Source organism: Pseudomonas fluorescens HK44 (genome assembly GCF_000217955.3).
Lineage (GTDB): Bacteria > Pseudomonadota > Gammaproteobacteria > Pseudomonadales > Pseudomonadaceae > Aquipseudomonas > Aquipseudomonas fluorescens_AQ.
In genome coordinates this window covers 389,205-408,958 of the sequence record NZ_AFOY02000015.1, presented here as the reverse complement: position 1 = coordinate 408,958, position 19,754 = coordinate 389,205, and the positions used below count along the sequence as shown (strand labels likewise).

Here is a 19,754-nt window from a genome sequence, read left to right as displayed (position 1 = left end):
GCGTATTGGTCCCGGATGCCGCCGAACGGTATGCGCAAGCTGCGGTGGCGTTCGCCTTGGGCGACTGACTCAGCGAGCCTTGAGCAGACGGCGCAAACGCGCCATGCTCAGGGCGTCCACCAGCAGGCCATCGCGCACCGCATACTCACGAAACACCCCTTCAGTATCGAAACCAAACTTGCGGTACAGCGCAATAATATGGATGCAGTGCAACTTCTTCCCGACACCGCAATACGGGTAATCTGGCGCCATGCACGTCAACCCGAAACGCCAACTGCCGCAGGAGCCACGCGGGTATGGAACTTCATGTTGTGATCAACGGCCGCAAGGACCTCGCAGGTCAGCTGTATCAGCAACTGCGCAGCGCCATCGAGTCGGGTCGCCTGGCCGCCGGGACACAGCTACCGCCGAGCCGCTTGCTCGCCGAACAATTGGGTATTTCACGCAAGACCATTTCCGATACCTACGCGCAGTTAACCTACGAGAACTTCCTCACCGGGAGGATCGGCAAAGGCACCTACGTCAATGCCCGCCCCTCGGCAATCGTCCGCAAACAGAGCCATTGCGAACTGGCGAGCGCCGACACCCTCGAGCGTTGGCGCAACATGCCGTCGTTCTTGCGCCACCCTACCCTGGAGGGTTCGCTGCGTTACGAGTTCATTGGCGGCGCCACCAGCAAGGGCCAGTTTCCTCAGGACGACTGGCGCCGCTGCACCGCCCATGCGCTGCGACAGATTGCCGGTTCCAAGGGTTTTTACAGCCAGCCGGAAGGCCTGCCCGCGCTGCGCAACGCGATTGCCCGGCACATTGCCTTTTCTCGTGGGGTCAATTGCCAGGACGACGACGTGGTGGTGTGCAACGGCGCGCAGCAAGCGCTGGACCTGATCTCCCGCGTATTGACCGAGCCCGGTAGCCTCGTGGCCATGGAAGACCCCGGCTACCCGCCGGCACGCCTGTTGTTCGCCTCTCACGGCGCCAAAGTGGTCGGGGTGCCGGTGGATGAGCAAGGCATTCAGGTCGAGCTGATTCCCGATGGAACCCGGCTGATCTATGTCACGCCCTCTCACCAGTTTCCGCTCGGCATGCCGATGAGCCAGGCACGGCGCGAAGCCTTGCTGGCAAGGGCGCATGAGCTGGGCGCGATCATTATCGAGGACGACTACGACAGTGAATTCCGCTACGAGGGCCGACCCACCGACTCCCTGCAAAGCATGGATGAGCGCGGTATCGTCGCCTACGTCGGAACCTTTTCGAAAACCCTGCTACCAGAATTGCGCCTGGGTTACGCGATTCTGCCGCCGGCCATTCTCGAAGCAGTGATCCGCGCCAAGCAACTGACCGACCTGCACACCTCGACCCTGCCGCAATGGGCACTGGCCAAGTTCATCGCTGAAGGCTGCCTGCTAAAGCACATCCGCCGCTGCCATACGGTCTATGCCGGGCGGCGCGAGCGAATCCTCGCACGCGTTGCCGGGGACCTGTCGCCCTGGCTCGAAGCGGTGCCAACCACTGCCGGTTTTCACATGGTATTGCTGTGCAAAGTCGAGGTGGATGTCCCGTTGGTCATCGCACTGGCGAAAAAACTCGACGTCGGGCTGTATGGCCTGGACGGTTTTTACTATCAGCAACCCCCGCGGGCCGGGTTGTTCATGGGCTTCGGCGCCATCGAAACCCTGGACATCGATGTAGCCCTGGACCGCGTGCGCGAGATTTTTCAGCAAGTCTGTTGAGGTCTATTGGTATGGCGCTTTTACTGCCAATTGGCTGTTGGCCGCTACCCGACACAGGCCTATCCTGCACAAGCGTTACCCCACCATGAGCGAGCCTCGTCCGGCTTGATACAGGAGCGTGTGCGATGCCCAACGAAATAATCAATACGGTCCAGGTACAGGCCGCCGCTGGCCGCTCGGATGAACTGGGCAAGCAATTGCAGAAGATCGTCGAAACACTGCGTGAGCTCCCGGGTTGCGATTCCTACATGGTCGACCGCTGCCCGGAGGACGACAATCGATGGACGGTCAGTGCCCGCTGGCAGTCCGAAACCGCCATGCAATCACACTTCTACTGCCCGCAAGTTCAAGGCTTCATCAGCCTGATCGACAGCCGACTGGCCAGCAGCGTCGACTTCAACAGTTTCCCCATCGTTTAACGCGTCATCAATACGATTAACTACTGACGCTATTGAAAAACTAATACCCGCGCTTCCAGCCATAAGTAACAGGGCCTGAATTGTATATTCAGGCCCTGTTTATTTCTTTAGGAAATCAACTACGCACTTTTAAATCCCTAATAAATCAGCCCTCCGACCAGTGGAACTATTGGCTCTTTAATTTCCAGCCCACAGGTTTAGTCTGGAACTACGTCGACCCTGTTCGACCCCTTAAACTTCCCGACTGAACGTGTTTCACTGGAGACACACCATGAAACTGATTCTGGCAACCAGCGTAAGCCTCACCGCCTTATTAACCGGCTGTTCGGTGCCCACCGCTCCGCAAGAGCAAGCCGCGCTGAGCAACTATTTCACTGCACCGGTCATGCACTCCAGCGCCACCCATGTCACCAGCGGTCCGAACGTGTCACTGGGCATTGTCTACAGTCAAAACACCCAGAACAGCCGTGCCTACCTCAAGGACTACCAGGCCAACGCCGGCACCGGTTTCGGCCAGAGCCTGCTGGTGCAGCCGATCCACGACGCCTATGTTTCCACCTCCCAACCGGACTTGGCGGTGGATTGGGTCAAGGCCTCCCTGCAACGACAGTTCGGCTCGGTGACGGTTTACCCGGACATGCAAAGTCTTAAAGCCGCGAAACCGGATGTTGTGGCGGTTATCGATACCCATAGTCAGCTCATCACCTCGCGCAGTTCCGATGTACAGGCCGACGTCACGGCGAACTTCTATGACGTCAGGCTCAATTACATCGGAACCGCTCAAGGCCATGAGGCAAAAAGTCTGAGCCCGGTGTGGGCCGATTTCAAACCGACCAGCGAGATAGTTGCCGATATCAATGAGCAACAGAACATTCAAGTTCGTGCCCTGCAAAAGTTTGACCAGTCGCTCAGCATTTTACTAAGCAGACCATCAGATAAACTTTCGATGAACAACCACACGACCGTCATCGTTCGGTAGGCACTACCGCAAGCGGCGATCATTTGATCTTGATATTTCAACTTATGTTGCAAAGCCGTTGACGCTGAAAGATCGCAGGCTCCTACATCGACCTCCCCTGTCGGAGCCCGCAATCTTTAACGTTTAAATTGAAAAAGCCCCGTCTCTCTCGAGACGGGGCTTTTTATTCAGCGCCTGATGATCAGGCCGCAGGCTCCAGTTCAGCGATTGCAGCGGCCGTGACAGGCACCACCGCTTGACCGCTCAACGCCAGGTCCAGCAGTTCGCGGTTGGCGACCGCGTACATGGCGTAGTCGGTGCCGCTGGCGGCACGGATGTCCACCAGCATGGTGCGCCAGCGCTCGACCATGGTCTGGTTCTGGTCCATCCACAAAGCCAGACGCGTTTCCACGTCCTGCTCGCCGTTGCCCATTTGCAGGACCGAGATGGTGATCGCCCGTTGCTGCCAGTCGATGTCATCGCGGAATGCTTCACGGGCCAGCGCTTGCCAGTTGTTTTCCACCGGCAGAGCGCTGATCTGTTGCAGGTACCAGGTCAGGTCCAGCGCGCTGCCCACGGCGAAGTAGGCCTTGGCCACGTCCGCTGCGTTCTGGCCGGTCACGTCCGCAGCTTCGATGATCGGCAGCAAGGTGTACAGGTGAGTGGTGCCTGCAACCATGCGTGCCAGCAACTCAGGTACGCCAGCTGCGACGTAGGCCTGATAGCGGGTCTGCCAGCCTTCACGGGTCGGGCCTTCCAGCAGTTCGTCGAGCTTGAGGCCCAGCGCTGCCAGATGTGGACCGAAGTGTGCGACGTCTCGCGCTGCATTCTGCTCGTTGCGACGGCTGCGCAGGAACCAGCGAGTGGCACGACGGCCCAGACGCATCAGCTCATCCATCAGCTCCAGTTGTACGTCGGCCGAAACCTGGTAATCCAGCGCTTCGATCTGACGGAACCAGTGCGGGAGATGGAAGATATCCCTCACTATTACATAAGCCCCGGCAACATTCGCCGGGCTCATGCCGGTCGACTCTTTGAGTCGCTGAACGAAGGTGATGCCCATGTGGTTGACCAGGTCGTTGGCGATCTGGGTGCTGACGATCTCGCGCTTCAGACGGTGACGACGCATGGCCTCGGAGAACTTGCTGACCAGCATCGGCGGGAAAGCGGTTTCCATGTCGCGGGTCAGGTAGTCATCATCCGGCACCAGGGAGTTGAGCAACTGCTCCTTGAGGTCGATCTTGCTGTAGGAGATCAGTACCGACAGCTCGGCACGGGTCAGGCCCTGGCCTGCCGCAACGCGCTCGTTCAATTGATCTTCCGTCGGCAGGAACTCGATGGCACGGTCCAGCTTGCCACGGCCTTCGAGGTCGTTCATCAGGCGCTTGTACTCGGCAATCCGCACGTAGGCACGACGGGCCGCCAGGGACAGGGCCTGGGTCTGCTTGTAGTTGTTGCCGAGGACCAGACCGCCGACTTCATCCGTCATGCTGCCAAGCAACTGGTTACGTTGCTTCTCGGTCATGTCGCCAGCCTGCACCACTTCGTTGAGCAGGATCTTGATGTTTACTTCGTGGTCGGAGCAGTCCACGCCACCGGCGTTGTCGATGAAGTCGGTGTTGGAGCCGCCGCCATTGAGACCGAATTCGACACGACCCAGTTGGGTCATACCGAGGTTACCGCCCTCGCCCACGACTTTGCAGCGCAGTTCGTTGCCGTTCACACGCAGTGCATCGTTGGCCTTGTCGCCGACATCGGCGTGGCTTTCGCTGCTGGCTTTGACGTACGTACCGATACCGCCGTTCCACAGCAGATCCACTGGCGCCTTGAGCAAGGCGTTCAGCAGTTCGGTCGGGGTCAGCTTGTCGGCCTGAATGTCGAAGCGCTCTTTCATCTGCGGGGAAATCGCGATGCTTTTCGCGCTACGGGAGAAGATCCCGCCGCCTTCAGACATGATGCTGGTGTCGTAATCCGACCACGCCGAACGCGGCAGGTCGAACAGACGCTGACGCTCGGCGAAGCTGTTGGCAGGCTCAGGGTTCGGGTCGATGAAAATGTGCAGGTGGTTGAACGCTGCGACCAGTTGCAGCTTGTCGGACATCAGCAAGCCGTTACCGAACACGTCACCGGCCATGTCGCCGACGCCCACGACAGTGATGCTGTCTTCCTGGACGTTGATGCCGCGCTCGCGGAAGTGACGTTGAACGCCAACCCACGCGCCTTTGGCGGTGATGCCCATTTTCTTGTGGTCGTAACCGGCCGAGCCGCCCGACGCGAAGGCGTCACCGAGCCAGAAGCCGTAGTCGATCGCAATACCGTTGGCGATGTCGGAGAAGGTCGCAGTGCCCTTGTCCGCTGCCACCACCAGGTACGGGTCATCGTCGTCATGACGCACGACGTTGGCCGGCGGTACCAGCACGCCGTCTTTCAGGTTGTCGGTGATGTCCAACAGACCGGAAATGAAGATGCGGTAGCAGGCAATGCCTTCTGCTGCGATTTCATCACGGCTGCCACCCAGCGGCAGACGACGCGGCAGGAAGCCACCTTTAGCGCCCACTGGCACGATGACCGAGTTCTTCACTTGCTGGGCTTTTACCAGGCCCAAGACTTCGGTACGGAAGTCTTCTTCACGGTCGGACCAGCGCAGACCACCACGCGCAACGTTGCCGAAGCGCAGGTGCACGCCTTCGACGCGTGGCGAGTAAACGAAGATTTCGAACTTCGGTACTGGCTTCGGCAGCTCAGGAATGGCGTGAGGGTTGAACTTGAAGCTGAAGTAGGACTTGTTCTGACCGTTGGCGTCGGTCTGGTAGAAGTTGGTCCGCAGGGTTGCCTTGATCAGGTCCAGGTAGCGACGCAGGATGCGGTCTTCGTTCAGTACTTGAACGTCGTCCAGCGCAGCCAGGATCGCGTGTTCCAGACGCAGTTGCTTGTCGTCGAGGTCGTCGCCGGTCAGCTTGCGGGCCAGGTAGAAACGGGTTTTGAACAACCGGGTCAACTCGCGAGCGATGTCGGTGTGGTTGTTCAGGGTGCTGGCGATGTAGCCCAGGTCGAAGCCCAGACGAATCTGCTTCAGGTAACGGGCGTAAGCACGCAGCAGCGCCACGTCGCGCCATGGCAGGCCGGCGGTCAGTACCAGACGGTTGAACGCATCGTTTTCGGCGTCGCCGCGAACGATGTGGACGAACGCGTCCTGCAGGGTGTCGTTGAGCTGCTGGATGTCGAGGTTCAGGCCTTCAGCGGCGGTGAACGCAAAGTCGTGAATCCAGAACTCGCGGCCGTTGCTGTGGCGCAGGCGATACGGGAACTCGCCGAGCACGCGCAGGCCAAGGTTTTCGAGAATCGGCAGTACGTCGGACAGCGCCAGCGGAGTGTCGGCGTGATACAGCTTGCAGTGCAGCAATTGCTGGCCGGTGGACTGGGCCAGTGGCTGATAGAAGCTCATGACCAGCGGATTTTTTTCGCTCAGGCTCAGCAGGTGCTGCATGTCGACCACAGCCGAATGCGCGGCGAAACGCTCGCGGTAGCCGGCCGGGAAGCCTTTCGGGAAGTCGGACAGCACATTGGTGCCCTGGGCTTCGCCGAAGCTTTCCACTACCAGGCTTGCGTAGTCGTCCTGCCAGCTGCGGCAGGCCTGAACCACTTCTTTTTCCAGCAGCAGCGGATCGATGTCCAGACGATTCTTCGGGTCGACCCGCAGAATCAGTTGCACACGGGCCAGTACGGACTCGGAGAAGAAGGTCCAGAACTCACAGTCGGTCGCTTTCAGGCGATCCATCAGCACTTGCTGGATCTTCTGACGCACTTCAGTGGAATAGATGTCGCGCGGCACGTAGGCCAGGCAGTAGCAGAAACGCCCGTATGGGTCTTTGCGCAGGAACACGCGAATCTTGTTGCGTTCCTGGATCTGCACAATCGACATCACGGTGCTGAACAGCTCGTCGACCGGAGTCTGGAACAGATCGTCACGCGGCAGCACTTCGAGTACCTGGGCCAGTTCCTTGCCCAGGTGCGCCTTGGCCTGGAAGCCGGAGCGCTGCTCGATGACATCGACCTTGCGGCGGATGTACGGAATGACCCGTACGCTTTCGCCATACACCGACGAGGTGTACAGGCCCATGAAGCGGCATTCCTTGATGACTTTACCGCTGGCATCGATCTGGCGGATCGACACGTAGTCAGGGTAAGCCGGACGGTGCACGCGGCTCGGGTGCGCAGCCTTGGCGAACGACAGCGGCGTCGGTTCGCGCAGGTAGTTCACGGCGTAGTCTTCGATACGCAGGTCGTCAGCCGTCAGGCCGGCACGCAGCAATCGGGTCAGGCCCAGGAACGAGTTCTGGTCATACTCGATATGGCCGCCATCCGTGTCGTCGCGAACCACGAACTCTTCGTAACCGAGGAACGTGAAGTGGTTGCCCACCAGCCACTCGAGGAAGCCCTTGATCTCGCTCTTTTCTTCGGCATCAACGGCAAATTTGCTCTTGTCGATGCCTTCGATCAGCTCCTGGACCTTGGCTTTCATCGGTTCGAAATCGGCGACCGCAACGCGGACTTCACCGAGAACCTGCTCCAGCTCCCTGCTCAACACATTGAGTTCGGCGGTATGGGCGCAACGGTCGATCTCAAGGTACATCAGCGATTCTTGCTGAATGCCCTCGCCCTGGGTGCCTTTAGGCAGGATTTCCAGCAGCTCGCCCTTGGCGCCGCGACGCACGCTCAGCACCGTGGTTTGCAAGGTATGGATGCTGTAACCGCGACGGTTCAGTTCGGTGCGCACCGAGTCCACGAGAAATGGCAAGTCGTGGTGCAGCACTTCGACTGCCGTGTGGGTCGACTGCCAGCCGTGACGTTCGTAATCCGGGTTGTAAACGCGCACTTGTGGTTGCGCGTGATCAAAGCGCTCAAGCAGGCGCCAGGCAGAAAGGGTGCAGCCGGCGAGGTCGGACAACCGGCGCTGGGTCAGCTCATCGAGGGAAATAATGCCAAAGAATTGTTCAGCGAACAGCGCCACTTGTGGCAGTGCCTGTTCACTGATGTGCTGCGCCAGTGCCGCTTGCAGTTGTTGCTGGAAGTCGGCTTTGCTGGCTGCGGTGAAGAACGCCATCTGTGGTACTCCGCTTGGGCTTGTTATTGATGGAAGCGTCGCGTGCAAAACCCCTGTCGGGGCGATCCGTCACCCTGTTCCTGAATCTCGGGCAGAGGTTAACAGGGTGACAGGTGGGTGAAGCTGGACGAGACACTCAGGTCACATTCACCTTCCAATGAATGGGCATCTGTAAAAACGACGACCGACAGAACAGGTAATGCCTTTACAGGTGTCCATCCGTTGCGCAGCTTAACGAGTGCGGCAAGTCCCATGCTTGCGATGCTGCGACATATTCGGTCATCGGCACGTATCTCATCGACAGCGCATCGAATAACACTAGCAGTTGCGTGAGAAAAAGACGGTTTTATGCCCGGATTTACGGCACCTGCGTACCAAAAATGACCGACAACCCCTCCGGTGTTCACAACACACTTTTTGACACGCAGCCGAGCAGAAATTCCCTCGGGCTGGCAGAATCGGGTTTTGTTGTCTTTATAACGCTCGTTGAGCCAGGAATCGCCCCATGCAACTGACTACCGCCCACCTGATCGCCAACCCGTGCGATGACGAAGAAGACAACATGGCCATGCTCTGCTGCCACAGCAATCAGGGCGAGATGTTTCTGATGACTCGCTACCCGGACGAAGATGAGCTGGAGATCACCCTTGATGGTGAGCCGTCGACCCTTGATGGCGTGAAAGTCACCCTCAGCCCTACCCGCCTGCTGATTGAAATAGCCGCCGCTGACGCCGATGCGCTCAATGGCGATGATCATTTGGAAATCCACCACAGCACTGCGCCGGCGGACTTGGCTGAAGTGGAAGAAACGTTGCAGAACATTCTCAAGGGCACGGGCACGTATGTGAGCCAGTTGACCTGACCCGCGATGGTGGCCCCACGGCCGCCACACTCCCGGAAAGATTGACTATGCTTGCCTCATACACTCCGGTGACGAGGGATTTATGGACGATCCAGTCGACAACAAACCACCCAGCTTCTGGCAAATGCTGCACAGCGTGATAGCGGCGGCGTTCGGCGTGCAGAGCGGGAAGAACCGCGCCCGCGACTTCACGCACGGCAAGCCCAGTCATTTCGTGGTGCTCGGCATTCTGTTCACGGCAGTCTTTGCACTGACGCTGTTCGGCATCGTGAAACTGGTCCTGCATCTGGCCGGGGTTTAATAGTCGACCGTCAGTGCATCAGTGCATGAGGGTTTGCAGGCTGAACGGATAGCGATAACCCGGGGGTCGCCCCTTGGCCGACAGGCTGCGGAAGTTCACGCCGTAGTTCTGCGTGGCGCCCATGACCAGCAATTGCCTGGCTTGCTCGCGATCAATCAACTGCAACAGAGGAATCTGTCGATCACGGCCGCCATATCGTTCGACATGAACACCCTGATCATAGTCATGCAACTGCACCAGCGCCCAACCGCCCAGACTGAAGTGCCCGCCCAGCAATACGCTAAGACGACCATCCAGCAGCGCCTGCAAGGCTGACGGCGAGGTATTGACGGCGCTGAACAGCGCGCCCTTGCCCGGTGTGCCACCCGCTTCTTCATAGGCCTGCATCGCTCCGAACGCCATTTCATCGTTGGCCGCCCAGATCAGCGACGTCTTCGGATAGCGCTTGAACAGCAACGTCGCCTGCTCATGAACGCGCTGACGGTTCCAGCCGCCGTACACCAGTTGCCGCAGATGCACCTCGGGGTGCTCGCGCAACGCCCGCATCATGCCCTTTTCACGCAACTGCGAAGCGGGCGTGATTTTCAAACCGGCAAACGCCAGCAACTCAAGTTTCTGGCCGGGTGCAACGGGAGGATGCAGGCGGATCAACTCCTTGAGCATCAGGTAACCGCCCTCCTCATCGTTGGGCACCAGGCTACCAAGCCAATCGGGATATTTTTTCTCGCGATTGCCGAGCAAAGCCAGTTGATCGGCGTTTAGCGCGCTATTGACGATAAACAGCTTCACGCCGCTGCCCTCGGACAGCCGCAAGATTTCCGGGGCGACATATTGCTCGTTGGCGAACACCAGATAGTCCGGACGCTTTGGCCCTTGCAGGGCTTCACGGGCCTGTTTGATCGTGGTTTCAGGCACGCGCTCGGAATACTGTATTTGCAGGTCCATGCCCAGGTCCCGGGCGGCGGCCTGCATGAATTGCGAATAGCTGAGCCAAAAGGTTTCCGCAGAGGTGCCGGGGCTCAGGAACAGCACCGACGCCGCTTGCGTACCCGATCCATAGGCCGAGCAAACCGCCAGCAATACCCCACAGAGAACCTTGAACATTGAATATCCGAGCCCCGGAAATTAGCCGCGCATTATAGCCGGCAAAATGCTGGCAAAATGCTGGCAAATCGCAATTAATCGCCGTTTTGTCCGACAATTGTCAGAACTGGGCCCGGACACGCTTACCTATTGATGGCTGACCCAGAACACCGCAGTGCCCACTACCAGGATAATCAGAAACAGAATGGCCCATGCATCGACGGTGCTATCGCTTTTCCGTGCTTTGGTTGGGTTGCTCATTGCATCGCCTCTTGTCGGTTTTATCGGTGATTGCAGAAAGACTCGAGCACAGTTAAGTAGAGGATTGCCCGCACCACAAATGTGGGCAAGACAATAACCAGCCCCATTAGTCGATTTGGTTCTTTACATATATTCAAACATCACTTTTGCGCATAAACGCAAACTGGTATCTTGCCTCGGCTCCGTGGGGAGTGCGCGGCCGTGCGCGCAGAATTGCCAAGGCAGTATCGGAATCAAGCGAGCGAAAAGCGCAGCTGTTCCTGATTGGCCCAAGCCTGAGAACAGGACCTATATGTACGTATACGACGAGTACGATCAGCGGATCATCGAGGACCGCGTCAAGCAGTTCCGTGATCAGACCCGACGCTATCTGGCAGGCGAGCTGAGCGAAGAAGAATTCCGCCCCCTGCGCCTGCAAAATGGCCTTTACATCCAGCGCTTCGCCCCGATGCTGCGGGTTGCCGTGCCGTATGGCCAACTGACTTCGCGCCAGACGCGAATGATGGCCAAGATCGCCCGCGACTACGACAAGGGCTACGCCCACATCAGTACCCGGCAGAACGTACAGTTCAACTGGCCGGCGCTGGAAGACATCCCGGACATCCTGGCTGAGCTTGCGACCGTGCAGATGCACGCGATCCAGACCAGCGGCAACTGCCTGCGCAACGTCACCACCGATCAGTTCGCCGGTGTCGCTGCCGACGAGTTGATCGATCCGCGTCCATGGTGCGAAATAGTCCGTCAGTGGACCACCTTCCACCCGGAATTCGCCTACCTGCCGCGCAAGTTCAAGATCGCCATCAACGGTTCGACGTCGGACCGCGCAGCCATTGAAGTCCATGACATCGGCCTTGAGCCGGTGCACAACGCCGCAGGCGAACTGGGTTTCCGCGTGCTGGTCGGTGGTGGTCTCGGTCGTACGCCTGTGGTTGGCGCGTTCATCAATGAATTCCTGCCGTGGCAAGACCTGTTGAGCTACCTCGACGCCATCCTGCGCGTGTACAACCGCTATGGCCGTCGCGACAACAAGTACAAGGCGCGGATCAAGATTCTGGTCAAGGCCCTGACGCCTGAAGTCTTCGCACAAAAAGTCGACGCGGAAATGGAATACCTTCGCGGTGGCCAGACCACGCTGACCGAGGCCGAAGTGCATCGCGTCGCCAAGCACTTCGTCGATCCGGACTACAAAACCCTGAACGATCAGACGGCAGAGCTGGCTGAACTCGACAAGCAATACCCGGGCTTCGCTCGCTGGCGCACCCGCAACACGCTGGCTCACAAGAAGCCGGGTTATGTCGCCGTGACCCTGTCGCTCAAGCCGACCGGCGTTGCGCCGGGCGACCTGACCGACAAGCAGCTCGATGGCGTTGCCGACCTCGCCGATCGCTACAGCTTTGGCCAACTGCGCACCTCCCACGAGCAGAACATCATTCTGGCTGACGTCGAGCAGAGCCAATTGTTCACCCTGTGGGGTGAGTTGCGCGAACAAGGTTTCGCTACGCCGAACATCGGCCTGCTGACCGACATCATCTGCTGCCCGGGTGGCGACTTCTGCTCCCTGGCCAACGCCAAGTCGATCCCGATCGCCGAAGCCATCCAGCGCCGTTTCGATGACCTGGACTACCTGTTCGACATTGGCGAACTGGATCTGAACATTTCCGGCTGCATGAACGCCTGTGGTCACCACCACGTCGGTCACATCGGCATCCTCGGAGTGGACAAGAAAGGTGAAGAGTTCTACCAGGTTTCCCTCGGCGGCAGCGCCAGCCGTGACGCCAGCCTGGGCAAGATCCTCGGCCCGTCCTTTGCCCAGGACGACATGCCTGACGTGATCTCGAAGCTGATCGACGTGTACGTGGAACAACGTACCGAAGACGAACGCTTCATCGACACCTATCAACGTATCGGCATCGACCTCTTCAAGGAACGCGTCTATGCAGCGAATAATTAAGAACAACGAAGTCATCGACGAAACCTGGCACTTGTTGCCCAAGGACGCGACCTTCGACGGCATTTCCAACTGCGACGACCTGATCGTCCCGCTGGCCCTGTGGCGCGATCACGCTCATGCCCTCAAGGCTCGTGATGGCGGTTTGGGCGTGTGGCTGGATGCCGATGAAGAAGCCGAGGAAATCGGTGACGACGTCGATCAGTTCCAGGTCATTGCCTTGAACTTCCCGGCCTTCACTGACGGGCGCAACTACTCCAACGCGCGCCTGCTGCGTGACCGCTACGGCTACAAGGGCGAACTGCGGGCAATCGGCGACGTGCTGCGCGACCAGTTGTTCTACCTGCACCGCTGCGGTTTCGACGCGTATGCATTGCGCGCCGACAAGGACCCGTACGAAGCCCTTGAAAGCCTCAAGGACTTCTCGGTGACCTACCAGGCCGCCACCGACGAACCGCTGCCGCTGTTCCGTCGCCGCTGATCGACAAAAAAACCTTGAGCCCGGCGCATGTGCCGGGACTCAAGGGTTTTCATTGTGGCTACAGACTCCCCCGCTCCACCTATGACGCTTGAAAACTCCCGCCATCGAGACTGGATTTTTCCACCGGCGGTTCCTTGAATAAAGTGATTCTGTCTTCCAGTCGCACAATACTTGCAAACGGGTCATTCCCAACGAGAGGCGACCATTCCACACCTTCGAACAGGTGCTGGCGAAGCTCCTGCGAAGCATCCATCTCATCAACCATCCGCCACACTCGCTGCTGTAAAGGTGCATAGTCCACCAGGAAATCAGCCGTGCGCGTCAGCACGTCCAAAGTGTCGAAGAACCTAGCACTCCCCTCTTTTGCAAAAACACGCTCCCAACGTGCGGTCTGTTGTGCCGCCTGCTCGGGGAGAAGTCCGGTCAACCAGGCGTCTGGCCTGGCAACATCGTATACCGCTGACCCCATCCATAAATTGATCCCGGTCTGCTTACGATGGGCCACAACCCATTGCAGACTGTCTACGTCGGTTAGCGGATTGCCTGAAAGCAAGACCTTGCCCACGGCCACCGACTGCTTACGAACCGGATCAGGCACTCGGACAAGCTGGTTATCACGAAGATCCAAGCGCTCCAGGCCAGGAAAATCCAGAGCAAAAGTCGGGCAAGACTTAAGCTCCGCCCTTCTCAACTTGAGTTGGCGCAATTCGGTCATTTGAAACACCGGCGGCGCGAGACCGAGTGGATTTTCGCTTAGATCGAGCTCTTGCAATCGGGTGAGCCCGGCGAGCTGGCCTACGGTTCCCTCCGTCAGGACCAGCCGGGTCGCTTTCAGATTAAGGACCTCCAGCCGAGACAGCTGACCAATGGCAGGCGGCAATCGACCCACCTCGATACCATTCTGATCAAAGAGACGTAGATCAACGCCCTGCATATTCAATGTGCGAAGGTTGGGGAAACACTCAAGGAATCCGTTAAGGCTACCGCGCTGCGTTAACGTGAAATTCGGCATGGTGAGAGCGACCACGTCATTCAACTTTACATTGAGCTGCGGGAGGTAATGCATCTGCTCGAAGTCCATGTCCAGATGAAAGCCGATGAACTGCCCATCCCGATAAACCCTGCTGTCTGGCCCGCTACGTTTTTGCCAAATGGCGATCAACTCCTCGGCCAGCTCATACCGGGTATCACGTTCGAGTTCCATCCACTCTTCCACGCGTGCGTCGTTCTCCGCCTTGATTTCGGCGTCGCTCATCCCCTCCGTGCCCTCATCACCCGCGAGCAGAATCTCGATATCCATCTCTTCGATATCATCGGTGACGTCTTCTATCCAACTGGTGATATCGACACGTAGTTGCTCCGCCTGCAACCTCAGCCGATAAAGATCGGCCTGAGCCTGCGCGCCCGCATTCAACAAAAACTCATCCACTTGCTCAGTCGTAAAAGCAGGATAAATCTCTTTGACCTGAAGCCTCATTATCTCTGCGGACAGCTCACCGGACTGCGCAGTGGTCGGGAATCCGCCACCTAGCAACCCGAGACGCTGAAAGGTCAACCCGGAGTCCATCCTGTGCAGCCCGAGCATCAGTTCGGAACGCGGCAGGGCGTTCTCCCGAATGCTGAGCTGCAAGTCCTGCCATTCATGGCCTGGACGCAAACCGAGGGCCGTGCGTTGTTCTTGCGGCAGAAGCCCGAGCAGCGCCTGGTCAAAGTCAGCCGTACCGACCCGCTCGTAGAGTGCCTCGACTCGAGTCGCGCGCGACCAGCCCGGCAGCCGTTCCAGCGTCTGCAAAACGAGCACATCGCTGTCGGCGTTTTCGACCGACTTCAAATAAAGCCCCTCATAGGCGCGGCACAGGCGTACATGCTGCTCGTACTGCTGCGCCTTGCCGCTCAACTGCCCCAGCACTCGCTTGATGTCAGCCAGTGTATGGGGCGCAGCAATGTCCACTCCCGATCTGTCGAGCATTTGCTCCACCGCACTTTTTGGTAAACCCGGGTATTGATGCCGAAACAACCGGACCCATTGATTATCCGAATGCTGTAGCGCGTCGTAGCGCTGCCTGAACTGTTCGACTCGTGTGCTCTTTAGCTGCTCGGCCTGCACCGAGCCTTCGGGGAACGCGTCGATGGCACGCTGCAGATCCTGATTGAGCGTGAAACGGCTGATGGTATCCGCCAGCACCGGAGCCGGTGGCCGCTGCCCGGCGTGCATCAGGCGCAAGACATCATCGTCCATCGGGCTGACATGAGCTATCCGGGCCAGAACCTCATCGCTGAATGACTGGACACTCGGCCCAATACCTCGCATCAGCTGTACCCGTTCAGCGCCAGCGGCGGAAGGTGCAACATTTCCGGCCACCAGCGAGGACTCGCCGGACAAGGGTTCGCTCGCCACCGCGCGGGCTGGACCGGGATCAGACCCGATGCCGACGGAGTGCTCTTCGGCCTTGATGGCTGCCCCTTCCACCGCCAATGGCAAGGCATTGAGCAAACCGAATACGGTGCGTGTGATACCTGCCGAGCGCTCTTCAGAGGTCTTGCCATCAACCGCCTGAGCCAGCCCATAACCGGCATCGATCAACCCGGCCAACGCCAACAAACCTTCGCCACCCGGAACGAACAACGCCAAGGGGCCAAATGTGTTGATCCACTGCACAATGGGCTCGACCACCGCACTCAAGTCATCACGATTGACCTGGGCATCGTCACGAATCGTTTCAATACTGGCCTGGGCCGCTTGCTTCATCACCAATATCCACTGCGCGAAGGGATCGATTGGAGACGTTGCAACCTCGAAGTGAATGTACTCGGCAGGATTCCAATAACCATCGTCGTTGAAGAAACCATGGCCTTTTTGCAAGTGGTGTTGTCGAGGGTAAATCGCCATACCGTCCAACGCGGTCGACACGCCCGCGTGGAACGTGCCGTCCTGCCGGTCATCTTCGGAAAAATGCGCTGCCAGAGCTTCCTTCCCGGCAACGTCCCCGCCCACCTCGGCCACCCATTTATGCAAAGCCTTTTGATCGGCAAACTCGTGGAACGGAGATGAGTTACTCGGGATATAAAGCAAAATCCGCTCACTGGTTTTATCCCGAAAGCTCCAGATATCGCTCGATACATAACGGTAAATGATCAGACGCGCAGCCTCTATGGAAGGCTCGATAGTCGCCCAGGCCTGCAATTGCTGAACCGTCAGTTGCTCCCACGTTTGCAGAGGGTCAAACCCGGCAGCTCGCAGTGCCAGTTTGAGTCCATCCTGGGTCAGGCTGTTTTCCTGGTGCTGTAAATAAGCCGCCATGACAAAGGCTGTCTTGACCGAAGTGCGCAACGGATAGCCTTGCGGTGCGCGACAGACCTCGTCGGAAGGCCACGCAGCGTGCACATGAGCGGTGTATTTGTCCTTGAACTCCAGCTCCCACACCCACTTCTTGAACTCTGCCGGTTGCAGCTTCAGTTGAGTGCTCGGGCCGTAGCACTGAGGGACGGTTTGACGATAGATGCCCTCGTAGTCCTGGAACCCGCCGTCTGGCTTGATAGACTCATCGATCTCGACGATTCGGACTTCCGGGCCCACGGCAGGAGGCGTGTACAGGCCGAATGCCGCTTCCCCGAAACGACCCGCGCCCACGGTCTGATAGTTGGACAGTAAAGCCTGTACCAGGCTTTGTGATTTTCTGACCCGGCCTTGCTGCACGTCCTGCTGCGCAGGGTAACCATAGAAACTGTAATTCAGATCGACCAGGCGAGCGGCCAACGGCGCTGCCCCCCAACGCTCCTCGATCAGCTTCGCGGCATATTGGGTCGGGGTCGAGGGCAGTACAGCGTCCAGTGCAAGGCTCGACAGTGGTTGTTTTTTCTCAGCAGATAACCGGCTGGTGACAGGGTGGTGTTGACTCTCTGGTGCCATCATTTGCAATCCTTTGCAGTTGATTCGGGAGCCTGGAGCTTATGCATCGCCTGCCGCAAAAAAAGCAGGAAATGTCTTCAATCCGGTGGGAAAACGCGACGGTCTCAAAAGACCTGAAATACGGAGGGTAAACACCCTCGACTGAGCCTGTACAGCGCCGAGCATTGCACTCGACGCCGTAATAACGGGCCCGCACTGGCGAGCCCCGTGTTCCTTACCAAAAGCGCTGCTGGGTGAGACGGCTCCACCACGTCAACAAGACCCGATCAATCGAGCCGCTGGCCGCCAGGCCGACGCGCTCTTGCAAACTCTTGCGTTCGGCATAATGCAGGTGAAACAGCTCTGCGCCCTTGGCCCGTTCGGCAAGGTATTCATCACTGGTTTTCAGCTCATCGACCAGTCGTTTTTCAAGTGCGGCCACACCCAGCCAGATTTCACCGGTGGCCACTTCATTGATGGCCAGTTGCGGTCGGTAGCGTGAGACGAAGTTCTTGAACAGTTCGTGAGTCACATCCAGGTCTTCCTGGAACTTCTCCCGGCCCTTCTCGGTGTTTTCGCCAAACACTGTCAGCGTGCGTTTGTACTCACCCGCCGTCAGGACTTCAAAGTCGATGTCGTGCTTTTTCAGCAGGCGATTGACGTTAGGCAACTGCGCCACCACCCCGATCGAACCCAGAATGGCAAACGGCGCACTGATGATCTTCTCGCCGATGCACGCCATCATGTAACCGCCACTGGCCGCAACCTTGTCGATACACACAGTCAATGGCACACCGGCCTGACGAATGCGCGCCAGTTGCGAGGATGCCAGACCATAACTGTGAACCATGCCACCGCCGCTTTCCAGGCGCAGCACGACTTCGTCCTTTGGTGTGGCCAACGACAACAGCGCAGTGATTTCGTGGCGCAGGCTTTCAGTCGCCGAAGCCCTGATGTCGCCATCGAAATCCAGCACGAACACCCGGGGTTTGGCCTCCGGCTTTTTCTTCTGCTTTTTCTCGGACTTGGCTTCGGATTTACGCAGGGCCTTGAGCTGGTCCTTGTCGAGCAGTGTCTGCTCCAGGCGCTCACGCAGCTCCTTGTAGAAATCATTGAGTTTACTGACCTGCAGCTGGCCCGCGAACTTGCGCCGGCCTTTGCTGCGCAACGCCGCAAAGCTGGCCAGGACCACCAGAATGGCGATCACCAGGGTAACGGTTTTAGCCAGAAAACTTGCGTACTCGGCAAGAAAATCCACATTGACTCCTTAACGACAGTGCGCCGCAGAACACGCAGGCGCGTATACCTTCAGCATACCCATGCGACCGCGTTGCGACCAGTCGTGAAACCTTCTGTAACGAGCCTCCAACGAGCATTTCAAACAAGCGTATGTTTTTTCATTGACAGCTCATCGGCATCCTCATAACCTCGCAAAACCTTCAACGTACCGGGATGACGCGGACGTGGGCAGCATCTATTTGATTCGACATGGCCAGGCCTCTTTCGGTGCAGACGACTACGACGTGCTGTCGCCGACCGGTATTCGCCAGGCCGAAATACTCGGCAGCCACCTGGCTGAACTGGGATTGAGTTTCGATCGCTGCCTGTCGGGCGACCTGCGTCGCCAGCAACATACTGCCAGCAGCGCCCTGGCACAATTCGGCGCTGTCGGCCTGCCCGTGCCGCCCCTGGAAATCGATTCGGCCTTCAACGAGTTCGACGCCGACGCAGTGATCCGTGCACTGCTTCCAGACCTGCTGCCCGAAGAGCCCGAAGCCCTGAATATTCTGCGCAATGCCGCGCAGAATCGCGGCGAGTTTCAGCGAATCTTTGCCTTGATCATCGAGCGTTGGCTCGCCGGCACTTACGACCCACCGGGGCTGGAAAGCTGGCCAGGCTTCGTCGAGCGGGTCCAGGCCGGTTTGCAGCGTATTCTCGAACAGGCCGATAACACCCATAAAGTCGCCGTGTTCACCTCCGGCGGGACCATCACCGCCCTGCTCCACCTGATTACTCAAATGCCGGCGAAGCAGGCCTTTGAACTGAATTGGCAAATCGTTAACACCTCGCTCAACCAACTGAAGTTCCGTGGTCGCGAGGTGACACTGGCTTCCTTCAACAGTCATGCACATCTGCAGCTGCTGAAGGCCCCGGAACTCATCACTTTCCGTTGAGTCCGGATCACTGTGACCCTTGTTGTAACACTTCATGAAAGGATCGAACCATGACCTCCGTAGCTGACGCCGTACAAGCCATGAAAGCCAAGTTCAACCCAGCCGCTGCTGCCGGTCTGGACCTGGTTTTCGGTTTCCGCATCGACGACACCAAGAACTTCTCGCTGATCGTCAAAGACAGCACGTGCGAGCTCAAAGAAGGCGAAAACCCGGACGCTCAAGTGACTCTGGTCATGGACGGCGAAACCCTGGAAGGCATCGTCGACGGTTCGACCGACGGCATGCAAGCATTCATGGGCGGCAAACTGCGCGCTGAAGGCGACATGATGCTGGCCATGAAACTGTCCGAGCTGTTCCCAAGCTAAGACGACGGCTCCCGTCCTCGGGAGCCCTCTGGTTGCCCACGAATCCCGCCTTTATGGCGGGATTCGTCGTTTCTGCCGGTCGTAAATGTTTCCGCCCGGCACATCGACTGCGACTTTGCCGTCTATATTCTTTGCTGGCCATATCGGTCACGCATCCGACTGCCCGCTCGACCGAACAC

At 58.4% G+C, this 19,754-nt stretch carries 13 protein-coding genes and 1 pseudogene; 9 read left to right on the top strand and 5 right to left on the bottom strand.

Annotated elements, in window-relative coordinates; translation table 11 throughout:
* Positions 1 to 69: 69 nt before the first annotated feature.
* Positions 70 to 195 (bottom strand): annotated as a pseudogene (locus HK44_RS14615) (GNAT family N-acetyltransferase); the annotation flags it as partial.
* A 101-nt stretch (positions 196 to 296) separates the two neighbouring features.
* Between HK44_RS14615 and HK44_RS14610 the strand changes: the two are divergent.
* The 3 genes from HK44_RS14610 (at position 297) to HK44_RS14600 (ending at position 3,128) form a co-directional block, all read left to right on the top strand.
* Positions 297 to 1,730 (top strand): PLP-dependent aminotransferase family protein, encoded by a 1,434-nt coding sequence (locus HK44_RS14610; protein ID WP_019690767.1) that lies wholly within the window; start codon positions 297 to 299, stop codon positions 1,728 to 1,730.
* A gap of 125 nt (positions 1,731 to 1,855) precedes the next feature.
* Positions 1,856 to 2,149, top strand: coding sequence for a putative quinol monooxygenase (locus tag HK44_RS14605; protein ID WP_019690768.1), 294 nt, complete (start codon positions 1,856 to 1,858; stop codon positions 2,147 to 2,149).
* Positions 2,150 to 2,420: 271 nt separating this feature from the next.
* Positions 2,421 to 3,128 (top strand): hypothetical protein, encoded by a 708-nt coding sequence (locus HK44_RS14600; protein ID WP_019690769.1) that lies wholly within the window; start codon positions 2,421 to 2,423, stop codon positions 3,126 to 3,128.
* Between the two features lie 181 nt (positions 3,129 to 3,309).
* Here the strand turns inward: HK44_RS14600 and HK44_RS14595 are convergent, their stop codons facing one another.
* The gene (locus HK44_RS14595; protein WP_019690770.1) at positions 3,310 to 8,211 is read right to left on the bottom strand and encodes an NAD-glutamate dehydrogenase; all 4,902 of its coding nucleotides are present in this window, start codon (positions 8,209 to 8,211) and stop codon (positions 3,310 to 3,312) included.
* Between the two features lie 505 nt (positions 8,212 to 8,716).
* On the opposite strand from HK44_RS14595, the gene HK44_RS14590 reads away from it, so the two are divergent.
* Both HK44_RS14590 and HK44_RS14585 read left to right on the top strand, forming a co-directional pair.
* Positions 8,717 to 9,073: a hypothetical protein gene (locus HK44_RS14590; RefSeq protein WP_019690771.1), complete on the top strand. Its 357-nt coding sequence runs from the start codon at positions 8,717 to 8,719 to the stop codon at positions 9,071 to 9,073.
* An 82-nt stretch (positions 9,074 to 9,155) separates the two neighbouring features.
* A complete protein-coding gene (locus tag HK44_RS14585; RefSeq protein WP_019690772.1) occupies positions 9,156 to 9,374 on the top strand; it encodes a DUF2970 domain-containing protein in 219 nt (72 codons plus the stop codon).
* Positions 9,375 to 9,392: 18 nt separating this feature from the next.
* Here the strand turns inward: HK44_RS14585 and HK44_RS14580 are convergent, their stop codons facing one another.
* Positions 9,393 to 10,478: an ABC transporter substrate-binding protein gene (locus HK44_RS14580; RefSeq protein WP_019690773.1), complete on the bottom strand. Its 1,086-nt coding sequence runs from the start codon at positions 10,476 to 10,478 to the stop codon at positions 9,393 to 9,395.
* A 532-nt stretch (positions 10,479 to 11,010) separates the two neighbouring features.
* Here HK44_RS14580 and HK44_RS14575 point away from each other — a divergent pair.
* Both HK44_RS14575 and HK44_RS14570 read left to right on the top strand, forming a co-directional pair.
* Entirely contained in the window at positions 11,011 to 12,669 is a 1,659-nt protein-coding gene (locus HK44_RS14575; protein WP_019690774.1) for a nitrite/sulfite reductase, read from the top strand.
* Positions 12,653 to 13,147 carry a DUF934 domain-containing protein gene (locus HK44_RS14570; protein WP_019690775.1) on the top strand — a complete coding sequence of 165 codons (495 nt, stop codon included), beginning with the start codon at positions 12,653 to 12,655 and terminating at the stop codon, positions 13,145 to 13,147. The genes HK44_RS14575 and HK44_RS14570 overlap by 17 nt, the downstream gene beginning before the upstream one ends.
* 79 nt (positions 13,148 to 13,226) lie before the next feature.
* Here the strand turns inward: HK44_RS14570 and HK44_RS14565 are convergent, their stop codons facing one another.
* Complete coding sequence (locus HK44_RS14565) at positions 13,227 to 17,060, bottom strand: dermonecrotic toxin domain-containing protein (protein ID WP_019690776.1); 3,834 nt, start codon at positions 17,058 to 17,060, stop codon at positions 13,227 to 13,229.
* Positions 17,061 to 17,271: 211 nt separating this feature from the next.
* Positions 17,272 to 18,294: a protease SohB gene (gene sohB / locus HK44_RS14560; RefSeq protein WP_019690777.1), complete on the bottom strand. Its 1,023-nt coding sequence runs from the start codon at positions 18,292 to 18,294 to the stop codon at positions 17,272 to 17,274.
* Positions 18,295 to 18,499: 205 nt separating this feature from the next.
* On the opposite strand from sohB, the gene HK44_RS14555 reads away from it, so the two are divergent.
* Together HK44_RS14555 and HK44_RS14550 are read left to right on the top strand one after the other, a co-directional pair.
* On the top strand, positions 18,500 to 19,210 hold the full coding sequence (locus HK44_RS14555; RefSeq protein WP_019690778.1) for a histidine phosphatase family protein: 711 nt from the start codon (positions 18,500 to 18,502) through the stop codon (positions 19,208 to 19,210).
* A gap of 50 nt (positions 19,211 to 19,260) precedes the next feature.
* Positions 19,261 to 19,575 carry an SCP2 sterol-binding domain-containing protein gene (locus tag HK44_RS14550; RefSeq protein WP_019690779.1) on the top strand — a complete coding sequence of 105 codons (315 nt, stop codon included), beginning with the start codon at positions 19,261 to 19,263 and terminating at the stop codon, positions 19,573 to 19,575.
* Positions 19,576 to 19,754 lie beyond the last annotated feature (179 nt).

Excerpts from the sequence above, each read along its gene's own strand:
- HK44_RS14575 (WP_019690774.1), top strand. The coding sequence starts at position 11,011 with ATGTACGTATACGACGAGTACGATCAGCGGATCATCGAGGACCGCGTC.
- HK44_RS14610 (WP_019690767.1), top strand. The coding sequence starts at position 297 with ATGGAACTTCATGTTGTGATCAACGGCCGCAAGGACCTCGCAGGTCAG.
- HK44_RS14565 (WP_019690776.1), bottom strand. The coding sequence starts at position 17,060 with ATGATGGCACCAGAGAGTCAACACCACCCTGTCACCAGCCGGTTATCT.
- HK44_RS14585 (WP_019690772.1), top strand. The coding sequence starts at position 9,156 with ATGGACGATCCAGTCGACAACAAACCACCCAGCTTCTGGCAAATGCTG.
- HK44_RS14605 (WP_019690768.1), top strand. The coding sequence starts at position 1,856 with ATGCCCAACGAAATAATCAATACGGTCCAGGTACAGGCCGCCGCTGGC.
- HK44_RS14550 (WP_019690779.1), top strand. The coding sequence starts at position 19,261 with ATGACCTCCGTAGCTGACGCCGTACAAGCCATGAAAGCCAAGTTCAAC.
- HK44_RS14595 (WP_019690770.1), bottom strand. The coding sequence starts at position 8,211 with ATGGCGTTCTTCACCGCAGCCAGCAAAGCCGACTTCCAGCAACAACTG.
- HK44_RS14600 (WP_019690769.1), top strand. The coding sequence starts at position 2,421 with ATGAAACTGATTCTGGCAACCAGCGTAAGCCTCACCGCCTTATTAACC.
- HK44_RS14580 (WP_019690773.1), bottom strand. The coding sequence starts at position 10,478 with ATGTTCAAGGTTCTCTGTGGGGTATTGCTGGCGGTTTGCTCGGCCTAT.
- HK44_RS14570 (WP_019690775.1), top strand. The coding sequence starts at position 12,653 with ATGCAGCGAATAATTAAGAACAACGAAGTCATCGACGAAACCTGGCAC.
- HK44_RS14590 (WP_019690771.1), top strand. The coding sequence starts at position 8,717 with ATGCAACTGACTACCGCCCACCTGATCGCCAACCCGTGCGATGACGAA.